The sequence below is a fragment of the Rhodococcus sp. NPDC078407 genome (assembly GCF_044542515.1).
Lineage (GTDB): Bacteria > Actinomycetota > Actinomycetes > Mycobacteriales > Mycobacteriaceae > Rhodococcoides.
Window position 1 is genome coordinate 1 of sequence record NZ_JBITUQ010000005.1, and the last position, 18,267, is coordinate 18,267.

22 protein-coding genes are annotated in these 18,267 nt (G+C 63.6%); 15 read left to right on the forward strand and 7 right to left on the reverse strand.

Annotation, left to right across the window (positions count from 1 at the left end; genetic code table 11):
- Window positions 1-70: 70 nt before the first annotated feature.
- The 6 genes from ACIGGF_RS07270 to ACIGGF_RS07295 all read left to right on the forward strand — a co-directional run bounded on the left by ACIGGF_RS07270 (window position 71) and on the right by ACIGGF_RS07295 (window position 3,641).
- Complete coding sequence (locus ACIGGF_RS07270; protein ID WP_397520719.1) at window positions 71-550, forward strand: hypothetical protein; 480 nt, start codon at window positions 71-73, stop codon at window positions 548-550.
- A gap of 137 nt (window positions 551-687) precedes the next feature.
- A complete protein-coding gene (locus tag ACIGGF_RS07275; protein WP_397520720.1) occupies window positions 688-1,143 on the forward strand; it encodes a GyrI-like domain-containing protein in 456 nt (151 codons plus the stop codon).
- On the forward strand, window positions 1,140-1,574 hold the full coding sequence (locus ACIGGF_RS07280; protein ID WP_397520721.1) for an effector binding domain-containing protein: 435 nt from the start codon (window positions 1,140-1,142) through the stop codon (window positions 1,572-1,574). Before ACIGGF_RS07275 ends, ACIGGF_RS07280 begins: the two co-directional genes overlap by 4 nt.
- Before the next feature lie 188 nt (window positions 1,575-1,762).
- Window positions 1,763-2,437, forward strand: a complete 675-nt coding sequence (locus ACIGGF_RS07285) for a ScbR family autoregulator-binding transcription factor (protein ID WP_397520722.1) — start codon at window positions 1,763-1,765, stop codon at window positions 2,435-2,437.
- Between the two features lie 56 nt (window positions 2,438-2,493).
- A complete protein-coding gene (locus ACIGGF_RS07290) occupies window positions 2,494-2,664 on the forward strand; it encodes a hypothetical protein (RefSeq protein WP_397520723.1) in 171 nt (56 codons plus the stop codon).
- 74 nt (window positions 2,665-2,738) lie between these two features.
- A complete protein-coding gene (locus ACIGGF_RS07295) occupies window positions 2,739-3,641 on the forward strand; it encodes an SDR family oxidoreductase (protein WP_397520724.1) in 903 nt (300 codons plus the stop codon).
- On the opposite strand, the gene soxR is transcribed toward ACIGGF_RS07295, so the two are convergent.
- On the reverse strand, window positions 3,557-4,057 hold the full coding sequence (gene soxR, locus ACIGGF_RS07300) for a redox-sensitive transcriptional activator SoxR (RefSeq protein WP_397520725.1): 501 nt from the start codon (window positions 4,055-4,057) through the stop codon (window positions 3,557-3,559). The two genes, ACIGGF_RS07295 and soxR, sit on opposite strands and share 85 nt — an antisense overlap.
- 65 nt (window positions 4,058-4,122) lie before the next feature.
- Here soxR and ACIGGF_RS07305 point away from each other — a divergent pair, with 65 nt between their 5' ends.
- Entirely contained in the window at window positions 4,123-5,361 is a 1,239-nt protein-coding gene (locus ACIGGF_RS07305; RefSeq protein ID WP_397520726.1) for an arginine deiminase, read from the forward strand.
- A 4-nt stretch (window positions 5,362-5,365) separates the two neighbouring features.
- Here the strand turns inward: ACIGGF_RS07305 and arsC are convergent, their stop codons facing one another.
- Window positions 5,366-5,713, reverse strand: a complete 348-nt coding sequence (arsC, locus tag ACIGGF_RS07310) for an arsenate reductase (glutaredoxin) (protein ID WP_397520727.1) — start codon at window positions 5,711-5,713, stop codon at window positions 5,366-5,368.
- Between the two features lie 65 nt (window positions 5,714-5,778).
- On the opposite strand from arsC, the gene ACIGGF_RS07315 reads away from it, so the two are divergent.
- The 3 genes from ACIGGF_RS07315 (at window position 5,779) to ACIGGF_RS07325 (ending at window position 7,358) form a co-directional block, all read left to right on the forward strand.
- Entirely contained in the window at window positions 5,779-6,447 is a 669-nt protein-coding gene (locus ACIGGF_RS07315; protein ID WP_397520728.1) for an SDR family oxidoreductase, read from the forward strand.
- A 10-nt stretch (window positions 6,448-6,457) separates the two neighbouring features.
- The gene (locus ACIGGF_RS07320; protein ID WP_397520729.1) at window positions 6,458-6,874 is read left to right on the forward strand and encodes a GntR family transcriptional regulator; all 417 of its coding nucleotides are present in this window, start codon (window positions 6,458-6,460) and stop codon (window positions 6,872-6,874) included.
- Between the two features lie 61 nt (window positions 6,875-6,935).
- Complete coding sequence (locus tag ACIGGF_RS07325) at window positions 6,936-7,358, forward strand: DoxX family protein (RefSeq protein ID WP_397520730.1); 423 nt, start codon at window positions 6,936-6,938, stop codon at window positions 7,356-7,358.
- Between the two features lie 35 nt (window positions 7,359-7,393).
- On the opposite strand, the gene ACIGGF_RS07330 is transcribed toward ACIGGF_RS07325, so the two are convergent.
- Entirely contained in the window at window positions 7,394-8,905 is a 1,512-nt protein-coding gene (locus tag ACIGGF_RS07330; RefSeq protein WP_397520896.1) for a dolichyl-phosphate-mannose--protein mannosyltransferase, read from the reverse strand.
- A 107-nt stretch (window positions 8,906-9,012) separates the two neighbouring features.
- On the opposite strand from ACIGGF_RS07330, the gene rsmI reads away from it, so the two are divergent.
- On the forward strand, window positions 9,013-9,837 hold the full coding sequence (gene rsmI, locus ACIGGF_RS07335) for a 16S rRNA (cytidine(1402)-2'-O)-methyltransferase (protein WP_397520731.1): 825 nt from the start codon (window positions 9,013-9,015) through the stop codon (window positions 9,835-9,837).
- A gap of 4 nt (window positions 9,838-9,841) precedes the next feature.
- On the opposite strand, the gene ACIGGF_RS07340 is transcribed toward rsmI, so the two are convergent.
- Entirely contained in the window at window positions 9,842-10,270 is a 429-nt protein-coding gene (locus ACIGGF_RS07340) for an SRPBCC family protein (protein ID WP_397520732.1), read from the reverse strand.
- Window positions 10,271-10,284: 14 nt separating this feature from the next.
- Complete coding sequence (locus ACIGGF_RS07345; RefSeq protein ID WP_397520733.1) at window positions 10,285-11,289, reverse strand: alpha/beta hydrolase; 1,005 nt, start codon at window positions 11,287-11,289, stop codon at window positions 10,285-10,287.
- Window positions 11,290-11,476: 187 nt separating this feature from the next.
- Between ACIGGF_RS07345 and ACIGGF_RS07350 the strand changes: the two genes are divergently transcribed.
- Complete coding sequence (locus ACIGGF_RS07350) at window positions 11,477-12,856, forward strand: wax ester/triacylglycerol synthase family O-acyltransferase (RefSeq protein ID WP_397520734.1); 1,380 nt, start codon at window positions 11,477-11,479, stop codon at window positions 12,854-12,856.
- 58 nt (window positions 12,857-12,914) lie between these two features.
- Here ACIGGF_RS07350 and metG read toward each other — a convergent pair whose 3' ends face one another.
- Complete coding sequence (metG, locus tag ACIGGF_RS07355; RefSeq protein WP_397520735.1) at window positions 12,915-14,459, reverse strand: methionine--tRNA ligase; 1,545 nt, start codon at window positions 14,457-14,459, stop codon at window positions 12,915-12,917.
- Window positions 14,460-14,480: 21 nt separating this feature from the next.
- Between metG and ACIGGF_RS07360 the strand changes: the two genes are divergently transcribed.
- The 3 genes from ACIGGF_RS07360 (at window position 14,481) to rsmA (ending at window position 17,435) form a co-directional block, all read left to right on the forward strand.
- Entirely contained in the window at window positions 14,481-15,308 is an 828-nt protein-coding gene (locus ACIGGF_RS07360; protein WP_397520736.1) for a TatD family hydrolase, read from the forward strand.
- A gap of 103 nt (window positions 15,309-15,411) precedes the next feature.
- Window positions 15,412-16,539, forward strand: a complete 1,128-nt coding sequence (locus ACIGGF_RS07365; protein ID WP_397520737.1) for a transglycosylase family protein — start codon at window positions 15,412-15,414, stop codon at window positions 16,537-16,539.
- Window positions 16,540-16,559: 20 nt separating this feature from the next.
- A complete protein-coding gene (gene rsmA / locus ACIGGF_RS07370; RefSeq protein ID WP_397520738.1) occupies window positions 16,560-17,435 on the forward strand; it encodes a 16S rRNA (adenine(1518)-N(6)/adenine(1519)-N(6))-dimethyltransferase RsmA in 876 nt (291 codons plus the stop codon).
- Window positions 17,436-17,439: 4 nt separating this feature from the next.
- Here the strand turns inward: rsmA and ACIGGF_RS07375 are convergent, their stop codons facing one another.
- On the reverse strand, window positions 17,440-18,255 hold the full coding sequence (locus ACIGGF_RS07375; protein ID WP_397520739.1) for a DNA/RNA non-specific endonuclease: 816 nt from the start codon (window positions 18,253-18,255) through the stop codon (window positions 17,440-17,442).
- Between the last annotated feature and the right edge of the window lie 12 nt (window positions 18,256-18,267).

Below are 18,267 nucleotides of genomic sequence, written 5' to 3' on the forward strand. Positions count from 1 at the left end.
AGCGCTCATAGGATGCGGTCGAACGTGGGCATAAGAACTTGGAGTTGCAGTGCAGGAGACTTCTGACATCGTGCAGCCGACTTCTGAAACTGACACCGGCGGCATTTCGGTGGGGTCGGGGGTATTCGGTGTAGCGGGATTGCTGGGCAATGCCATCGGGGGCTACCTGGGAGGACGTGCCGATACGTTCTGGGTGACCGTGCTTGCGGTGATCGCAATGTCGGCGGTGGCTGCGCTCGCGCTGTCCGAAGGGTCCGCGGCGGTGGTGTTTCCCGCGCTGGCCGTGTGGGGTGCTGCTCAGATGGCCGCGCTTCCGATCGTGACCACTGCTTTGGTCGCACTGGGCGGGGGGTTCGCTGCGACACTCAACGTCGCACTGGTCAACCTCGCCATCGCTGCAGGCGGATTCGTCGGTGGTGCCTTCGCCGAGTCCGCGATCGATCTGTTGCCCTGGCTGAGTGTCGGTGGCTTCGTCCTGCTTGCGGCGACACTGGCGGCTCGGCATCTGAGGGCATCAGACGCGCCGGCCGATCGCCAAGAAATTGTTTAGCGATCAAAACGGGCTGACGGTATGGTTGATCGATTGACGATCGACGTGCCCGTCGGGCCGGTAGATTGACGGGCGATATCCTCATCGGACCGGTTCCGAGCACAGGATCTGCCCTGCAACTTCTCTACGGAGTGTGAATGTCGTTCGAGATCGTCGACCTCCCCGAAACGTGGGTCGCCGGTCTTCCAGTCCGGAGCCCCAAACGAGCACTGGGCCGGATCAACGACCCCGCTTTGGATCAAGCGTGGTCTGCTGTGCTCAACCAAGATACTTCCGGACCGTTGGCTTCGATTTATACCGACTTCGCCCCTGGTATCGGTTCGTACAACACACAGATAGTCGGTTATGTGTGTTCCTCGCTCTCTCAGGTTGCGCGCGGGCATCTTGTCGCAAAAGTCCCTGCTGCGAAATATGCACGATTTTCCGCAGTGGGTTCTTTCCCCGAAGTTCTCACTCGGCTGTGGATTCAGATAGATCATGCGGAGGAGCAGGGTGAGATAGTGCGATCGTTCACGGGCGATTACGAGTTCTATCCGCACGCGTACAAGATCGATCTCTATCTGGCAATCACTGTTCCAGGTGGTGCGTCATGACCTTCCGGGTGACTGCGCGCAGTGCCGAACTGTTCAGTGGATTGGTAGCCCCGAGAGTGGAACCCGGTGCGGAAGCGAGCGGGAGCGAGTGGATGCGCTTCTTGCGAGAACGTCTGCGCGAGAAGCACATCGGTGCGAGTCAAGTCAGCACGGTGTACGTGCCGGATCCCCACGGCACGGTCAATGCCGTTGTCGCTGTGTCGATCGATTCACCAGCCGACGTCGACATCGGTGATGTGTTCGTGTCGATACCTACCGGTGTGTTCGCCGTCTTCGTGCCCAGTGGTTCGTTGGCGGACCCGATCGAGGACGTATGGACTCAAGTCGACGAATGTGTGGCGTCCGGGGGTATTTTTCGTGCGTACAAAGAGGAAGTCGAAGTCGTTACAATTTCCGGAGAAGTGGAACTTTTCATTTCAATCGTTTTGTGAACCGAAGCGTCTTCATGTAATTGTCGCTTTCGAATCACAAAGTCGGCACGAAACCGGTTACCATTGCCGAGCGCAGCCAGCCCGCTGGGCGTCGTGAATTCGCACATCACGTCGTCCGGTCGACGGCCGGGCGGCGTGTCCAGGGCGTCGATGTCATCGCAAGGTCGACAGAGCAGGGGTGCAGCAACATGGTGAGACAACTCAGAGCAGAAGCAACGCGCGCGGCCGCGCTACGCGCCGCGGCAGACCTCTTTCTCGAGGTGGGGCATGCCAATGCCACGCTCAGTCAGGTTTCCGCGCAGTCCGGCGTCACCAAGGGTGCGTTGTACTTCCACTTCGCGTCCAAGGAAGAACTGGCCCGCGCCATCGTCGACGAAGGCCACGAGCGGGTATCCACTGCGTGTGCAGGCCTGGTCGACAGCCGAAGCCCGGCGCTCGAATCGGTCATCGGAATCTCGTACTCGGTACTCGAGCTCGCGGCCTCGGATCCACTGGTTCGAGTCATGTACCGGTTGCAGATGGAGATCGACGGTTCGGACACCGCACGCGGCAGTGTCTTCGGCACTTGGGGAAACATCTTCGAGCACCTCTTCGAGCGAGCGATCGAGCACGGCGACGTCGCCGATCATCTCGATGCCGGGAACGCAGCGCTGCTGGTGTGCGAGATGCTCGCCGGCGTTCTGATGGTGTCCGAAGCCCAGTCTCGTCTCGAAGATGCGCCCTCGCGCATGGAGAAGGTGTGGAACACCGTGCTTCCCTCACTCGTGCCCGCCGACAAGCTTGCCTACTTCCGCGAATTCGCGGCTCGCAGCCTGTCCAGCTTTGTGCGCGAGAACATCTCCTCGGCTTCGGTCAACGTCTGAAACTCGTGATCGGGTAGGCCTTGTCGAGGTCCTCGATGCCGGGGCACACTTGTGATATGGAACACACTGCTCAGAAGTCGAGAATGTCGGACAACGAACTTCGCAAGGCGATCGGCACCTTGCAGCAGCGTGCGGACGACGCACGCAAGCGTGGCGCGGAAGACGACGCCACTCGCATCGAGCGCACGGTCGCCGATTACCGAGACGAGATGTCGCAAAGATTGTGACAACCCTCTCGGGTGTCACCGCGTAGGGTCGAAAACGACCTGAACGTGGCGACCGGTGGGGGATACAGGCTTCGATGGCTACTTACGATCTACGCGGCAAGAAGACGTTGATCACGGGCGCGGGAAGCGGAATCGGCCGGGCGACGGCCATCGCTGCCGCAGAAGTGGGCGCGGAGCTCTTCCTCACCGATATCAACGTCCAGGGGTTGGCCGAGACCGTGGACATGGTCGGCCGCGCGGGCGGTACCGTCAGCCACTCTCTGCCCTTCGATGTGTCCGATTTCGAAGCAGTCACCGCGTTCGCGGACGACATTCACGCCGAATTCGGCAGCCTCGACGTGGTGATGAACATCGCCGGCATCTCGGCGTGGGGAACCGTCGAGAACCTCGAGCACCGACACTGGAAGTCGATGGTCGATGTCAACCTCATGGGCCCCATTCACATCATCGAGAAGTTCTTGCCTCCCATGGTCGACGCCGGACGCGGTGGCCACCTGGTCAACGTCTCCTCCGCGGCCGGTTTGATCCCGCTGCCGTGGCACGCTGCCTACAGTGCCAGCAAGTACGGTTTGCGCGGTGTGTCGGAAGTGCTGAAGTACGACCTCAAGCGCCACGGGATCGGCGTCAGCCTGGTGGTGCCGGGCGGCGTGAAAACCGGTCTGGTGCAGACACTTCAGATTGCCGGCGTCGATCGGGACGATCCGCGTGTGCAGAAATTGCAGCACCGATTCGAAAAGCGTGCCGTCGAACCGTCCGTGGTCGCCGACGCCATTCTCACCGGTATCGCCAAGCGCAAGTACCTGGTCTACTCGTCCAACGACATCAGGTTCGGTTACTGGGTGTCTCGGAAGTTCGCGCCGCCCTACGAGTTCGTCCTGCAGAAGGCAAACGATCAGTTCTCCAAACTGCTCGAGCCGCGTCGGGTCGGGGGTTCGTCCACATCGACGTCCAGTCTGCGTGCACCCGGACCTGAGTGAGACAACTCGTCGTGCGGATTGGCCAGAGCGCAGCCGGCGAGAGACAGACAGCCACAACCGATACATCCGGTCAGGTTGTCGCGCAGCCTGGTCAATTGCTCTATCCGAGAGTCCAATTCGCGGTGCCAGCGCGTCGAGAGGCGAGCCCAGTCCTCGCGCGTCGGCGTCCGTTCGTTCGGAAGCTCGCTCAATGCCTGCCGAATGTCGGCCAGTGGAATCCCGACTTTCTGCGAAATACGAACGAAGGCCACCCGCCGCAGCGTCTCGCGGTGAAATCTGCGTTGATTGCCGGAAGTTCGGCGGCTGGTGATCAGCCCTTGTTTCTCGTAGAAGTGCAATGCGGAGACGGCCACTCCACTGCGCTCGGAGAGTTGGCCGGGAGTCAGCTCACGGACGTTCCACTCGGGCATCGGCACGACCTCGACATTACTTCAGGTCTTGGATTTCGGCGGTGCGCGACGAATGGGTTTACCGTTCGTTCATGACTGTCGATGCGGCCCCGGGCCCGTTGGGTGCCAACTCCGAGGTCGGGCAGCTCCGAACCGTGATGCTGCACCGGCCGGGCGACGAGCTACGACGCCTCACTCCTCGCAACAATGATCAACTATTGTTCGACGGTCTGCCGTGGGTCGACAGGGCGCAGGACGAGCACGACGCGTTCGCCGAACTGCTCCGCAGCCGCGGCGTCACGGTATTGCTGCTCGGCGAGTTGCTCACCGAGGCCATGACGGCCAGTGGCGCGGCACGAATGCAGGGGATTTCCGCTGCCGTCGATGCCCGACGCCTCGGCCGGGCGCTGGCCGAAGATCTGGCCCAGCATCTGCGGAGAGTGCCGGCCGCAGATCTCGCGCAGATCCTCATGGCCGGAATGACCTTCGACGAACTGCTGGAGGCGGAAACGGGGGAGCCGCGACTGAGCGGTGCGTCGTTGGTCCGGCGGATGCACCACGGCGGCGACTTCGTCATAGATCCGTTGCCGAATCTGTTGTTCACTCGGGATTCGTCGTTCTGGATCGACGATCGCGTCGCCATCACCTCGCTCGCGCTGCCTGCGCGGGTTCGCGAGACGTCACTCACCGACCTGATCTACGCGTTCCATCCGATGTTCAGAGGGGCGCGACGGGCGTACGAGTCGCGTATCGCTCCGGTCGAGGGCGGTGACGTATTGCTTCTCGCTCCGGGCGTGGTGGCCGTCGGTGTAGGAGAGCGCACCACCCCCGCAGGTGCAGAAGCGTTGGCGCGCAGCCTCTTCGAGGACGACCTTGCACACACAGTGTTGGTGGCACCCATAGCGCAGGAGCGGGCGTCGATGCATCTGGACACGGTGTGCACCATGGTCGATACCGATGCGGTGGTGATGTACCCGGCCATTGCAGACACGTTGTCCGCGTTCACCATTCGCCGTGAGGACAACGGAGTCACCATTCGCGGCGCGGACCCGTTTCTCGAGGCCGCGGCCGAGGCGATGGGAATCGGCAAACTGCGACTGATCGATACCGGACTCGACCACGTCACTGCCGAGCGTGAACAATGGGACGACGGGAACAACACGCTGGCCATCTCGCCGGGGGTCGTCGTCGCGTACGAGCGCAATGTCGAGACGAATGCCCGGCTCGAGGCGTCGGGCATAGAAGTACTGCGGATCTCCGGATCGGAGCTGGGTTCGGGGCGGGGCGGTCCGCGCTGTATGTCGTGCCCGGTGTCCCGGGAAAGGCTGTAGCGCGCTACAGGACCGAGTGCACCTTCTCGGCCGGCCGGGCGAGCACGGTGCCCTTGTCGGTGACCACGATCGGGCGTTCGATGAGAATCGGGTGTTCGATCATCGCTGCGATCAGCGTGTCGGCGTCCGCGTCGGCGAGTCCCAGCTCCTTGTAGATGCTCTCGCGTGTTCGGATGGCCTGACGTGGTTCGAGTCCCGCGTCGGCCAGGAGCGTACGGAGCTCGTCCTCGGTGGGAGGCGTCTCGAGATACCGGATGACGCGCGGCACCACACCGGATTCCTCGATTGTCTTCAGGACCGTGCGAGAGGTGTTGCACCGGGGATTGTGGTAGATCGTCGCGGTGGTGGTCATGTTTGCAATCTTCCCACGCGGGTAGCCAACCCCACAGATTTCATGTAACGAACGGGAGTGTCTTTATGACCGACAAGCGGATTGTCATTGCAGGTGGGCACGGCAAGATCGCCCAACACCTGACGCAGGTGTTGACGGCGCACGGTGATCGCGCGGTGTCGCTGATTCGCAACGAAGACCACGTCGACGCCGTTACTGCTCTCGGTGCGTTGCCGCAGGTGATCGACCTCGAATCTGCGTCTGTGGACGAGCTGGCGGCCGTGCTCGAAGGTGCCGATGGCGTGGTGTTCGCTGCAGGTGCCGGACCCGACAGTGGCCCCGAGCGCAAGGACACCGTCGACCGCGCGGGTGCCGTTCTGCTGGCCGATGCGGCCGAGAAAGCCGGCGTTCGACGCTATGTGTTGATCAGCTCGTTCGGTGCGGGGGAACCGGTCGCCGACGATCTGGACGACGGATGGAAGGCGTACATCAACGCCAAAACTGCTGCGGAAGACGATGTTTCGGCCCGAAGCGGCTTGGACTGGACGATTCTGCGACCGGGCAAGCTGACGGACGAGGATGCCAGCGATTCCGTGTCGCTCACCGAACCTCCGCTCGAGCCCGGTGAGGTGACGCGAGCAGACGTAGCAGCCGTCATCGCGCAACTACTCGATTCCGGCGCAGCGGTGCGCAAGACTCTGATGCTGACATCGGGGTCGACTTCTATCGTCGACGCTGTCGACGCGCTGGGATAAGGCACGTCCTGTGCGCGTTCATATCGACTCGTCGAACACGACTCCGGTGTTCGAGCAACTGAGGATGCAGATCCTCGGGCTGGTGCGATCGGGCGATCTGATTGCCGGTACCAAGATTCCGACGGTGCGAGGCCTTGCGGAAGAGCTGAAGATCGCACCCAATACGGTTGCGAAGACGTATCGAGAGCTCGAGCAGCAAGGGGTGATCGAGACACGCGGACGATCGGGTTCGTTCGTCGCCTCGGGCGGCGACCCTTCCCGTGACATCGCGGCGCGGGCTGCAACGGAGTTCGTGAAGACAGTCCGGTCCATCGGTTTGGACGACGACAATGCGCGGTCGTTTCTCGAAGCTGCCCTGAGGGGAGCCGCGAATGCCGGGAACAAGGGCGATGAAAGTGACAAGGGTGGCCGCCATCGGCTGAGTTGACGCTTCAACTTACTTCTGACATCGTAATGCGGCCCATGTAGTCGTGTCAGAAGGATCATCCATGAACTCCACCCTTGTCCGCGACGCTGTCGCACTCGTCGCCCGTATCGGTTTGGGAGTCGTCTTCATCGCTCACGGCTGGCAGAAACTGAACACTTTCGGTCTCGACGGTGCAGCGGCGAGCTTCGAGATGATGAACGTTCCGCTCCCCACCGCTTCCGCCTACTTCGCCACATTCGTCGAACTCATCGGTGGCGGAGCATTGATCTTGGGGATCTTCACACCGGTGGCCGGTCTGCTGCTCTTCCTGAACATGCTCGGTGCAGCAATCTTCGTCCACTTCGAGAACGGCGTCTTCGTCACCGACAACGGCTACGAACTGGTCGTCGCACTCGGCGTCGGCGCTCTGCTCCTCGCCGCTTTCGGTGCCGGACGCATCAGCATCGACGGACTCACCAAAGGCAAGACAGCACTGCTTTCCTAGGTCATTCCGCAGGCTGCACTCCTGCCTTGCCTAGGTCAACGCCAGCTCGGCAGCCACAGCTGTTGCTGCCACATCTCCGGCGTGATCGGCATGGCTGTGAGGATCGGCCACAGCCAGACGAAATTCGCGATCACCACGGCGAGGTACACCGCTACCAGCAGTAGCCCTGTACCTCGTCGTTCCGCCGACGCGGTTGCCTTGCCGACGATGTCGCCCAGAACCAACGCGAAACCCATCACCATGAACGGCGCGAGCGCCACCGCGTAGAAGTAGTACATCTGCCGGTCCAGAGTGGTGAACCACGGCAGCAACGCGGCGGAATAGCCCACCAGCACAGCGGCATAACGCCAGTCGCGCCGCACCAACACCGACCAGATCACCCAGGCCAGCATCGGCAACGCCAACCACCACATGGCGGGTGTCCCGATGAGCATGATCGCCTTCACACACGAGGATGCCGAGCATCCGGACACGCTCTCGCCGTCGGCAAAGTAGTAGAGCATCGGGCGCAGGCCCATCGGCCACGTCCACGGCTTCGATTCCCACGGGTGCCGGTTGCCGGCCGAATTGGTCAGTCCCTCATGGAATTGCAACACGCTGCTGCTGTAGAACCAGAGGGACCGCAATGCGTCGGGCACGAACGAGAACGGACCTCCCACGCCGACGCCGTCGCCCACCTCGTGCCGGTAGACACCGGTCTCGGAGGTGAACCATGCCCACCACGTCATCAGATACACCGCGATCGGAACGACCACCAGGGCGTAGAGCGCAGGCCCGATATCGCGCAATGCGGCTCCCCGCCAGGGTCGCTCGACGCCGTACGAGCGACGTGCGGCCACATCGAATGCCACACTCAGCAAGCCGAAGAACGCGATGAAGTACAAGCCCGACCACTTGGTTCCACAGGCGAGGCCCAGCATGACGCCGGCTCCGAATCGCCACCATCGCACACCCATTCGCGGCCCGAGCGCACTCGCGTGGATCCTGCCCTCGTCGCGCACTTTCGAAAGCCGTTGTCGCATGTCGTCCCGGTCGACGATCAGGCAGCCCAGGGCGGCGGTGACGAACAACGCGAGAAAGATGTCCAACATGCCGATGCGACTGCTGACGAAGGTCACCCCGTCGACGATGAGCAGAATGCCGGCGATCGCACCCACCAGTGTCGAGCGTGCGAGGCGTCGAACGATTCGAATCACCAACAGCACCAACAGGGTTCCGGCCACTGCCGACGAGAAGCGCCAGCCCCAGCCGTTGTAACCGAACAGTGCTTCCCCGACGGCGATCAGTTGTTTGCCGACCGGTGGATGCACCACCAGGCCGTACGCCGGATTGTCCTCGATCCCTCCGCCGGTGAGAACTTGATAGCCCTGCGGGGCGTAATGCTTCTCGTCGAATACCGGGGTTCCCGCATCGGTGGGATAACGCAGCATCGTGAATCGCGTGATCGCACAGATTGCCGTGATGACGAGAGTGACGATCCACCCGCGCCTGGCATCGGTGTCGTGGAACCAGTCGCGCGCGGCAACGGTGGGCCCGGGACTGACCATCGACCGGTCGCCGGAGCGCACAGAGGTCAACAAGGTCACGTACCGATCGTAGGCGTTGATCAACGGTGCGTGACGGGCCGCGCCGCCGCATGCGGGACACTGGAGGCATGCTCATCCTTGCCGCCACCCCGATGGGCGACGTCGGTGATGCCTCGCAGCGCCTGCGTGACGCCCTCGGCAGTGCCGATGTCGTCGCTGCCGAGGACACCCGGCGCACCAAACAGCTCGCATCCTCGCTCGGGGTGGTGATTGCGGGCAGGGTGGTCAGTTTCTACGATCAGGTCGAGACCGCCCGCCTTCCGGCGCTGGTCGAGGCCGTGGCCGACGGCAAGACGGTGCTGTTGGTCACCGATGCCGGAATGCCGTCGGTGAGCGATCCCGGCTACCGTCTCGTGGCCGCCTGCGTCGACGCGGATCTGCCGGTGACCTGTCTGCCCGGTCCGTCGGCGGTGACGACCGCGCTCGCGTTGTCCGGTCTACCGGTCGAGCGGTTCTGCTTCGACGGGTTCGCGCCGCGCAAGCAGGGACAGCGACGCACGTACTTTCAGTCGGTACTCGCCGAACCACGTGCCATCGTCTTCTTCGAGGCCCCTCATCGGCTCGTCGCGTGCCTCGACGACGCCGTACACGTACTCGGTCCCGATCGCCGCGCCGCTGTGTGCCGAGAGCTCACCAAAACCTACGAGGAGGTCCGACGTGGGGGCCTGGGGGAGTTACTCGACTGGGCGAGGGGCGGGGTACGCGGTGAGATCACCGTCGTACTCGAAGGAGCGATCGCCGTCGCCGAGGAACCCGAGGACCTCGTTGCCGAGGTGGAAACGCTGGTGGCGTCGGGCATGCGCTTGAAAGACGCCTGCGCCCAGGTGGCGGTCGACGGCGTCTCCAAACGAGCGGTCTACGAAGCTGTCCTGGCGGCCCGGCAGGCGGAGTAGCTGCTCAGCCCGTCACTTGTTGACGAAGTCCCTCGGTGGCCGCTTCGAGAATCGTCTTGGTGCCCTTCTTGACCAGGAAGCCGGGCAGTGGAACCTTGGGGTCGACCGTCAGCTCGAACTCGACGTGGGTGCTGTTTCCCTTGGGCGTCAACGTGTATCGGCCTTCTTGGGCCTTCTGCTGGGTGCTCTCCACCAGGCTCCACGACACTTCGTTCTCGCTCCAGGTGTATTCGACCAACTGCTCGTCGTTGACACCGATGATCGAGACGTTCATCTTGACGTGGTTCGGCCTACCGTCCTCGAAGCGATCGACCACCTCGCACTTCTTGTGCACCGGAGACCACGAAGGGATGCCTTCGACGTCTGCGAGGACGTCGAGAATTGTCGCTGCGTCGGCGTCGATGTCGACGGACTTGTTCACTGTGACTGCCATGGGGAGAAGGTATCTCAGCTTTCTGTACTGGGGCTGACGTTACGGGCGAACTCGCCGATGGCGCGCAGCGCGCGGCGGGCTTCGGGGACGAAATCGGCCGCCTGAAACACGTGGACCTGATCCTCGTACACCTGGAGTTCGCAGTCGACGCCGGCAACCGCAAGGCGCTGAGCCATGAGTTCTGCGTCGGCATAGACCATTTCGGTGGAACCGACCTGAATCAATACCGGCGGCAGGCCGGTGAGGTCGCCGTCGACGGGGGAGACCCGCGGCCCTCGTTGGCCTTCGACGACGATGCGGGCATCGACGCGATCGGCCAGTGCCGTCAGTGCGGGAACAGCGGTGGACGGAAAGACCGAACACTTCGACGCGTTCTCGTGCTCGAGTTTGCGAGCGGGGTCCATATCGGTCAGGGGAGACATGGTGAAGATTCCCGCGGGTGCGGGCAGGCCTACGGTGCGCAGCGCCAGGGTGACCATGAACGCGAGATATCCGCCGGCCGAGTCGCCGCCCAGGACGATCTGCTCCGGGCGATAACCGGAATCGAGCAGGAAGCGGTAGGCGTCGACGCCGTCCTCCACGGCATGGTTGATCGGATTGCGCGGCATCATGCGGTAGTTCACCGACAGCACGGAGCCGTCGATCTGTTTCGACACTCGCGAGGTCATTCTGCGGTGGGTGCGCAGGCCGCAGCAGACGAATGCGCCGCCGTGCAGATACAGGACCACCCGATCGGTTCCGGTGCCCTCGGCGCGAATCCACTCGGCCTCGCACTCGGCGAGCATGACGCGACTGCGCGTGGTGCCGCTGATCTGCGGTACGAGCAGCCCCGCGTAATCGACCAGCCCCATCGGCCACGGAAGAGAAGGAGCCTGCGCCCACACCGTCAGGAACGGACGCACCGTGAACTGCAGGTATTTGGACAGAATCTGCGACTGCAGGCTTGCTCCGCGGATATCACTGCGGCGCGCGGTGGCTGCCGAGTCGGTCGTTTTCACTACGGTGAGCGCCGGATTCATAGCCGTCGCCTCCATCCCCGTTGGCGGTGCTCGGCGCGTCTGCGCCGTGCGTCGAGATCCCCGTTCTATTTGGAACCCCTGGTAACGGACAATAGCGGGTGGGTTTTCACGTCCGCACGTAAGGTCGTGTTCTGAGTCACATTCGGTGCCGTACCGTGACACAAAACAAATGGAAAAGGGACAGCTCATGGCACTCATGCCCATCACCGAATCGATGTTTCTGATCGCCGAGTCACGGGAGCACCCGATGCACGTGGGCGGTCTGGAGTTGTTCGTTCCGCCGGGCGATCCGCACGACTTCGCCGACGAAGTGCACCGCAAGTTCACCACCGGCGAGGTGCACGAGCTCTTCCGCAAGCGGCCGTCGCGTCCGGTACAGATCATGGGCAATCTCGCCTGGGCCTTCGATCAGGACGTCGATTTCGAGTACCACGTTCGTCGCACGGTGCTGCCTGCACCCGGGCGAATTCGCGAACTGTTCCAGTTCCTCTCCCTCAACCACAGCGCACCGCTGGACCGCTACCGACCGATGTGGGAGCTGCACATCATCGAGGGGTTGGCCGACGGTCGGGTCGCGCTGTACACCAAGGTGCATCACTCACTGGTCGACGGCGTGAGCGCCTTGAAGTTGATGCAACGAACCCTCAGTACCGACCCGGAGGATCGAAGCGGAGTCGCCACCTGGGATCCCTCGTTGTTCCGCAAGCGCAAGAAGCAGGCCGCCGAGGGGCAGTCCGGGCGATTGGCGCAGCTGGGCGGTGGGCTTTCGCTGGGGCGCAAGATCGTCGGAGACCTGGTCGACTTCGCACCCGCGACGGCTCGAATCGGGCTGCGCGCGTTGAAGAAAGAAGGGGCGCAGCTGCCGTTGCAAGCGCCGAGGACGATGTTCAACGTGCCCATCGGTGGGGCGCGCCGATTCGCTGCGGAGAGCTGGTCGATCGAGCGCATCCGCGCGGTCGGTACGGCGCTCGATGCCACGCTCAACGACATGGTGCTCGCCATGTGCGCCGGCGCTCTGCGCGCGTACCTGATCGATCAGAACGCGTTGCCCGAGGAGCCTTTGATCGCGATGGTCCCGGTCTCGCTGCGCAAGGAGGGGGACGACAAGGACTCGGGTAACTCGGTGACGACCATCCTGTGCAATCTGGGCACCGACGAATCCGACCCGTTGCTTCGTCTCGAACGCATCAAGGAGTCCACTGTTCGGGGCAAGCAGATGATGGGTGAGCTCAATACCCTCGAGGCGCTCGCCGTCGGCGCAATCACCATGGCCCCGTTGCTCTTCGGTCCGGTCCCGGGATTCGTCGACTACACCCCGCCGCCGTTCAATGTGATCATCTCGAACGTGCCGGGTTCCAAGGAGGATCTGTACTGGAACGGCGCGAAACTGGACGGCATCTACCCGGCGTCCATCGTGTGCGACGGTCAGGCCCTCAACATCACTGTCGCCAGCAACGGCGATTCGTTGAACTTCGGGCTCATCGGGTGCCGGCGAAGTGTGCCGCGCCTGCAGCGCATGCTGACGCATCTGGAGAACACGCTGGAGGAGCTCGAGAAAGCGGCGTAGCCGCAGTGGTGCGGTCAAGTGCCCTGGGCGGGACACAACCGCACCACTGCCGCAGGCACTACTCGTACTTCGGGAACACCGGCGTCGGGGTCGGTAGCGCTGTGCCGGGCACCGAACGTGTTGCGATGTCGGTGAATTCGCGGTTCGACGCGCCGAGCAGGTCGAGGATGCGCGACGCGGAATCGGGCATGACGGGCTGCGCCAGAATGCTCACGATGCGCAGTACCTCGATCGTCACGTACAGCACGGTGGCCATGCGATCGGGATCGGTCTTACGCAACACCCACGGCTGCTGCAACGAGAAGTAGCGGTTCGTCTCGCCGAGTACCGACCAGATCGCTTCGAGCGCGGAATGAAGTGCCTGCACATCGAATTCGCGTCGACAGATGTCGAGCAGTGCATCCGCCCGGGCGAGCATCGCCTCGTCCTCGGCGGTGAACTCGCCCGGTGTCGGGAGTGCTCCGTCGAGATTCTTGGCCACCATGGTCAGCGATCGCTGCGCGAGGTTGCCGAGTTCGTTGGACAGATCGGCGTTGACGCGGGCGACGATGGCCTCGTGGCTGTAGCTGCCGTCCTGGCCGAACGAGACCTCGCGCAGGAAGAAGAAGCGCACCGGATCGAGACCGTAGTTCTCCACCAGAGACTGCGGGTCCAGGACGTTGCCGAGGGACTTGGACATCTTCTCGCCCTTGACGTTCAGGAAACCGTGCACGAACACCCGCTTGGGTAGCTCGATGCCTGCGGACATCAAGAAAGCGGGCCAGTAGACGGTGTGGAACCGCGTGATGTCCTTGCCGACGATGTGCAGATCGGCCGGCCAGAACTTTCGATACGACTCCGATTCGGTGTCGGGATAGCCGGCACCGGTGAGGTAGTTGGTCAGGGCGTCGACCCAGACGTACATCACGTGCGCGGGGTCGCCGGGTACCGGCACACCCCAGTCGAACGTCGTGCGGGAAATCGACAGGTCGCGCAAGCCGCCCTTGACGAAATTCACGATCTCGTTGCGACGGGTGTTGGGCGCAATGAAATCCGGTGCAGCGTCGTACAGCTCGAGCAGTTTGTCCTGGTACTGCGACAACTTGAAAAAGTACGACGGTTCCTCGGTCCATTCGACGGGAGTGTTGGTCTCGGTCGCGACGCGGGCCCCGTCCTCCATCAGGGTGGTCTCGGCCTCGGTGTAGAACGCTTCGTCCCGTACCGAGTACCAGCCGGAGAACGCGTCGAGATAGATGTCACCGTTCGCTTCCATCCGTCGCCACAGTTCCTGGCTCGCGGCGTGGTGGTCGGCGTCGGTGGTGCGAATGAAGCGTTCGTACGAGATCTTCAGCAGGTCCTGCGCGGTCTGGAACGCGTTGGAATTGCGTGCCGCGAGCTCACGAACGTCGATGCCCTCGGTCTGCGCGGTCTGCTGCATCTTCAAGCCGTGCTCGTCGGTTCCCGTCAGGAATCGCACGTCGTAGCCGTCGAGGCGCTTGAAGCGCGCGATGGCGTCGGTGGCGATGTACTCGTAGGCGTGCCCGATGTGGGGGGCACCGTTGGGATACGCGATGGCGGTGGTGACGTAGAAGGATGGCCGTGAGGCTTCAGCTGGCGCAGTCATGGTGCGCCTACTCTATCCAGCGTGAGCAAAGACCGTCCCGCACCACCGTTGCCCGAGTCCGTCGGCGCCCTCGTCGATGCGCACACTCACCTCGATGCCTGCGGTGCCACCGACGCGGCGAGTGTGGCCGCAATCGTCGATCGGGCCGAATCCGTCGGCGTCACGCGTGTGGTGACGATCGCCGACGATCTCAAGGCCGCTCGCTTCGCCGTCGACGCGGCGTCCTGGGATCCGCGGGTGTGGGCCGCGGTGGCCATCCACCCCACTCGCGCCAACGTGCTCGACGACGCTGCCAAGAGCGAGATCGAGCGATTGGCGTCCGATCCCCGCGTGGTTGCCGTCGGAGAGACCGGGCTGGACTATTACTGGCCCGGGAAGCTCGACGGTTGCGCGACGGTGGCCGAGCAGCACGACGGCTTTCGGTGGCACATCGATCTGGCGAAACGTCTGGACAAGCCGTTGATGATTCACAATCGCGAGGCCGACGAGGACCTGCTGGCCGTTCTCGTCGCAGAGGGTGCTCCGGAAACGGTGATCTTCCACTGCTTCTCCGGCGGTCCCGAGACCGCGAGGGCGTGCGTCGACGCCGGCTACGTCCTCAGTTTCTCCGGGACGGTCAGCTTCAAGAACGCGCACGCACTGCGCGAGGCCGCGCTCCTCGTGCCCGACGAGTTGGTGCTGGTGGAGACGGACGCACCGTTCCTGACTCCACATCCGTACCGCGGCGCGCCCAACGAGCCGTATTGCCTGCCATACACCGCCAGGGCGCTGGCCGAGGTTCGAGGTCAGGATCCTGCCGAGCTGGCGGCGCACGCGACTGCCAATGCCGAGCGGGTCTACGGCCTGTAGCTGCTGAAGTTGCGACCCAGGTACTAATTCGTTACCGTACCGTGACCGAACTCGGCGTTTCGCGTGCCGGGTCACGCTCGCAACTGCCAGGAAACACGAAACTTTGTCGACTATCAGACGCCTCAACTCCGCTCGTTCGACCACGCTCTACCTGGTCGTCGCGGCCCTGTTGATGACTCTCGTTGCCGGTGGTGTGATGGCCGTGAGCCGTCACAAGACCGTGACCATCGACGTCGACGGCGACATGATCTCGTTGAGCACGATGAAGACCGACGTCAACAGCGCTCTCGTCGACGCCGGCTACACCCCGTCGGACAAGGATCTCGTCGTTCCCGCGCCGGACTCAGATCTGAGCGACGGCGACACCGTCGTACTGCGTCGAGCCCGTGAGCTCACGTTGAACGTCGACGGCAAGCCCGAGAACATCTGGACCACTGCTCTGACTGTCGACGAAGCCCTCCAGCAGACGGGCCTGGCCGAGGACGTGCATGTGTCGGCGTCTCGCTCCGAGCGGTTGCCTCTCGACGGCACCGAGCTCGATGTGGCGCTGCCCAAGGAGGTCTCCCTGGTCGATGGAGGCAGTCCGGCAACGCCGCTCACGCTCGCGGCACCGACCGTGCGCGAGTTCCTCGAAGAGGCCGGCAAGCCGCTCGAGGAGGCGGATACCGTCACCCCCGATCCGGACGCCACCGTCACCGACGGTGTCGAGATCGTCGTCACGCGCGACCGCACCATCACCAAGACCGAGACCACCGACGTCGATGCCCCGGAAGAGCGCATCGAGGATCCGACGATGAACATGAGCAAGACCGTCGTCGAGAACCCCGGAGCTCCCGGTATCTCCGACATCACGTGGAAGATCAACATGGTCAACGGGGTCGAGGCCGGACGCGAGAAAGTGGACGAACTGGTCAAGGTGCCCGCGCAGCCGAAGACCGTTCGCGTCGGAGCCAAGCCCGGCACCGAGGTGCCCCCGGTGGAGAACGGTGCGATCTGGGACGCACTCGCGCAGTGCGAGGCAACCGGCAACTGGGCCATCAATACCGGCAACGGTTACTACGGCGGCGTGCAGTTCGACCAGAACACCTGGGAACGCCAGGGTGGCCTCAAGTACGCACCTCGCGCCGACCTCGCCACCCGCGAGGAGCAGATCGCGATCGCGTCGGTGACCCAGAAGTCCCAGGGCTGGGGCGCATGGCCTTCCTGCACCTCGCGCCTGGGCTTACGCTAGCTCACGTAGAGTTTCGCCCCGTGTCCGAACATGTGAGGGGAGCTGCGGCTCTGCTCGGCCCCGCCGAGGTCCGCTCTCTCGCCGCCGAGCTCGACGTTCGGCCCACCAAGCAACTCGGGCAGAACTTCGTGCACGACGCCAACACAGTGCGACGCATCGTCGCCTCCGCCGGTGTCGGTCCGCAGGACACGGTCCTCGAAGTCGGTCCCGGACTCGGGTCGTTGACTCTCGCGCTGCTCGACGTGGCCGACGCCGTCATCGCGGTCGAGATCGACCCCAAGCTGGCCACCCGATTGCCCACGACAGTGGCCGACCGGGCCCCGACGCTGGCAGACAGATTGACGGTGATCGAGGCCGACGCCCTGCGCATTCGCGCCGCGGACATCGCCGGTGAGCCGACTGCCCTGGTGGCGAACCTGCCGTACAACGTCGCGGTTCCGGTCCTGATCCATCTGTTCTCGGAATTGCCGAGTCTTCGTGTCGCGGTGGTGATGGTCCAGGCCGAGGTGGCCGATCGTCTTGCCGCAGTACCGGGGAGCAAGATCTACGGCATTCCCAGCGTCAAGGCCAGGTTCTTCGGCGACGTCAAAAGGGCGGGCGCAGTGGGCCGTTCGGTGTTCTGGCCGGTGCCCAAGGTCGAGTCGGGTCTCGTTCGCATCGATCGTTACGCCGAGCCGCCCTGGCCGATCGATATGGCACATCGCAAGGCTGTCTTCGCGGTGATCGACGCAGCATTCGCGCAGCGGCGCAAGACGTTACGGGCAGCACTGTCGGGATGGGCCGGCTCTCCGGTGGCCGCTGAACGACGCCTGCGCGAGGCCGGGATCGATCCGACGGCTCGGGGTGAAACCATCGACGCCGCAGCTTTCGTCCGGTTGGCGGCCACCGAAGCCTGAGGCTCTACAGGTGGATGTCCTCGAGCGCAGTCAGCTCGGTCCACGTCGACGCCCCTTCCCGGGCTGCAGCGACGGGAGCGTAGCGATCTGCGTCGATCAGTGTGCCCAGCTCCAGCCCGGTCATCGATCCGATGTCGGCCACCGGAACCTGGTACGTCCGATACGGGCCGAGAGGCGGGGGATCGGTCTCGAGTCGTAGCGGCTTGTCGAGTATCGGGTCGAGGGAAGGCGACTGGTCCAGCACGTAGCCGGTGCACGCCGAACTCGAATTCTGCGACCACACCGCGATTTTGAAGAACTGCCGCGGAATGGCGACGCTTCGGTAGAGGGGGTCGTCGTCGGCGAAGATGCAGCCACTGAACACCGAAAGCCGTCGACCGTATTGCTCGGCGTAGCCCAGTACGTAATCCTCGAGCCCCAGCCACAGTGTCTTGGACTGATTCAGCGTGGCCGTCTGCGGCGCGCACACCGTGTAGTGAAAGGTGTCCTCGTTGGCGCGCCTGGCCACCGACAGCTCGCCCCACACCGGATCTCGCCTGCGCACCAGATGCCCGCGGTCGAGGTCGTTGTTCTTGTACAACTCGTTGCCAGCCTGCTGTGACGCCGGGAGCCGATCGTCGAGTCGCCAATTGTCTCCGCGCCCCACATCCTGCAGGCTCGCGCCGTCGATGTTGACGCCGGTGACCGCGGCGAGGCGTCGAGCAGGATCCATGGACACCGAGAAGTGGGTGTACGGCAGCACCACCAGGCCGGTGCGATCGGGCAACGGGACGTCGATGTCGGCCAGGAAGGTCGGGTCGAAACCGAGTGGTGTGGTCATCGGCTCATTGAT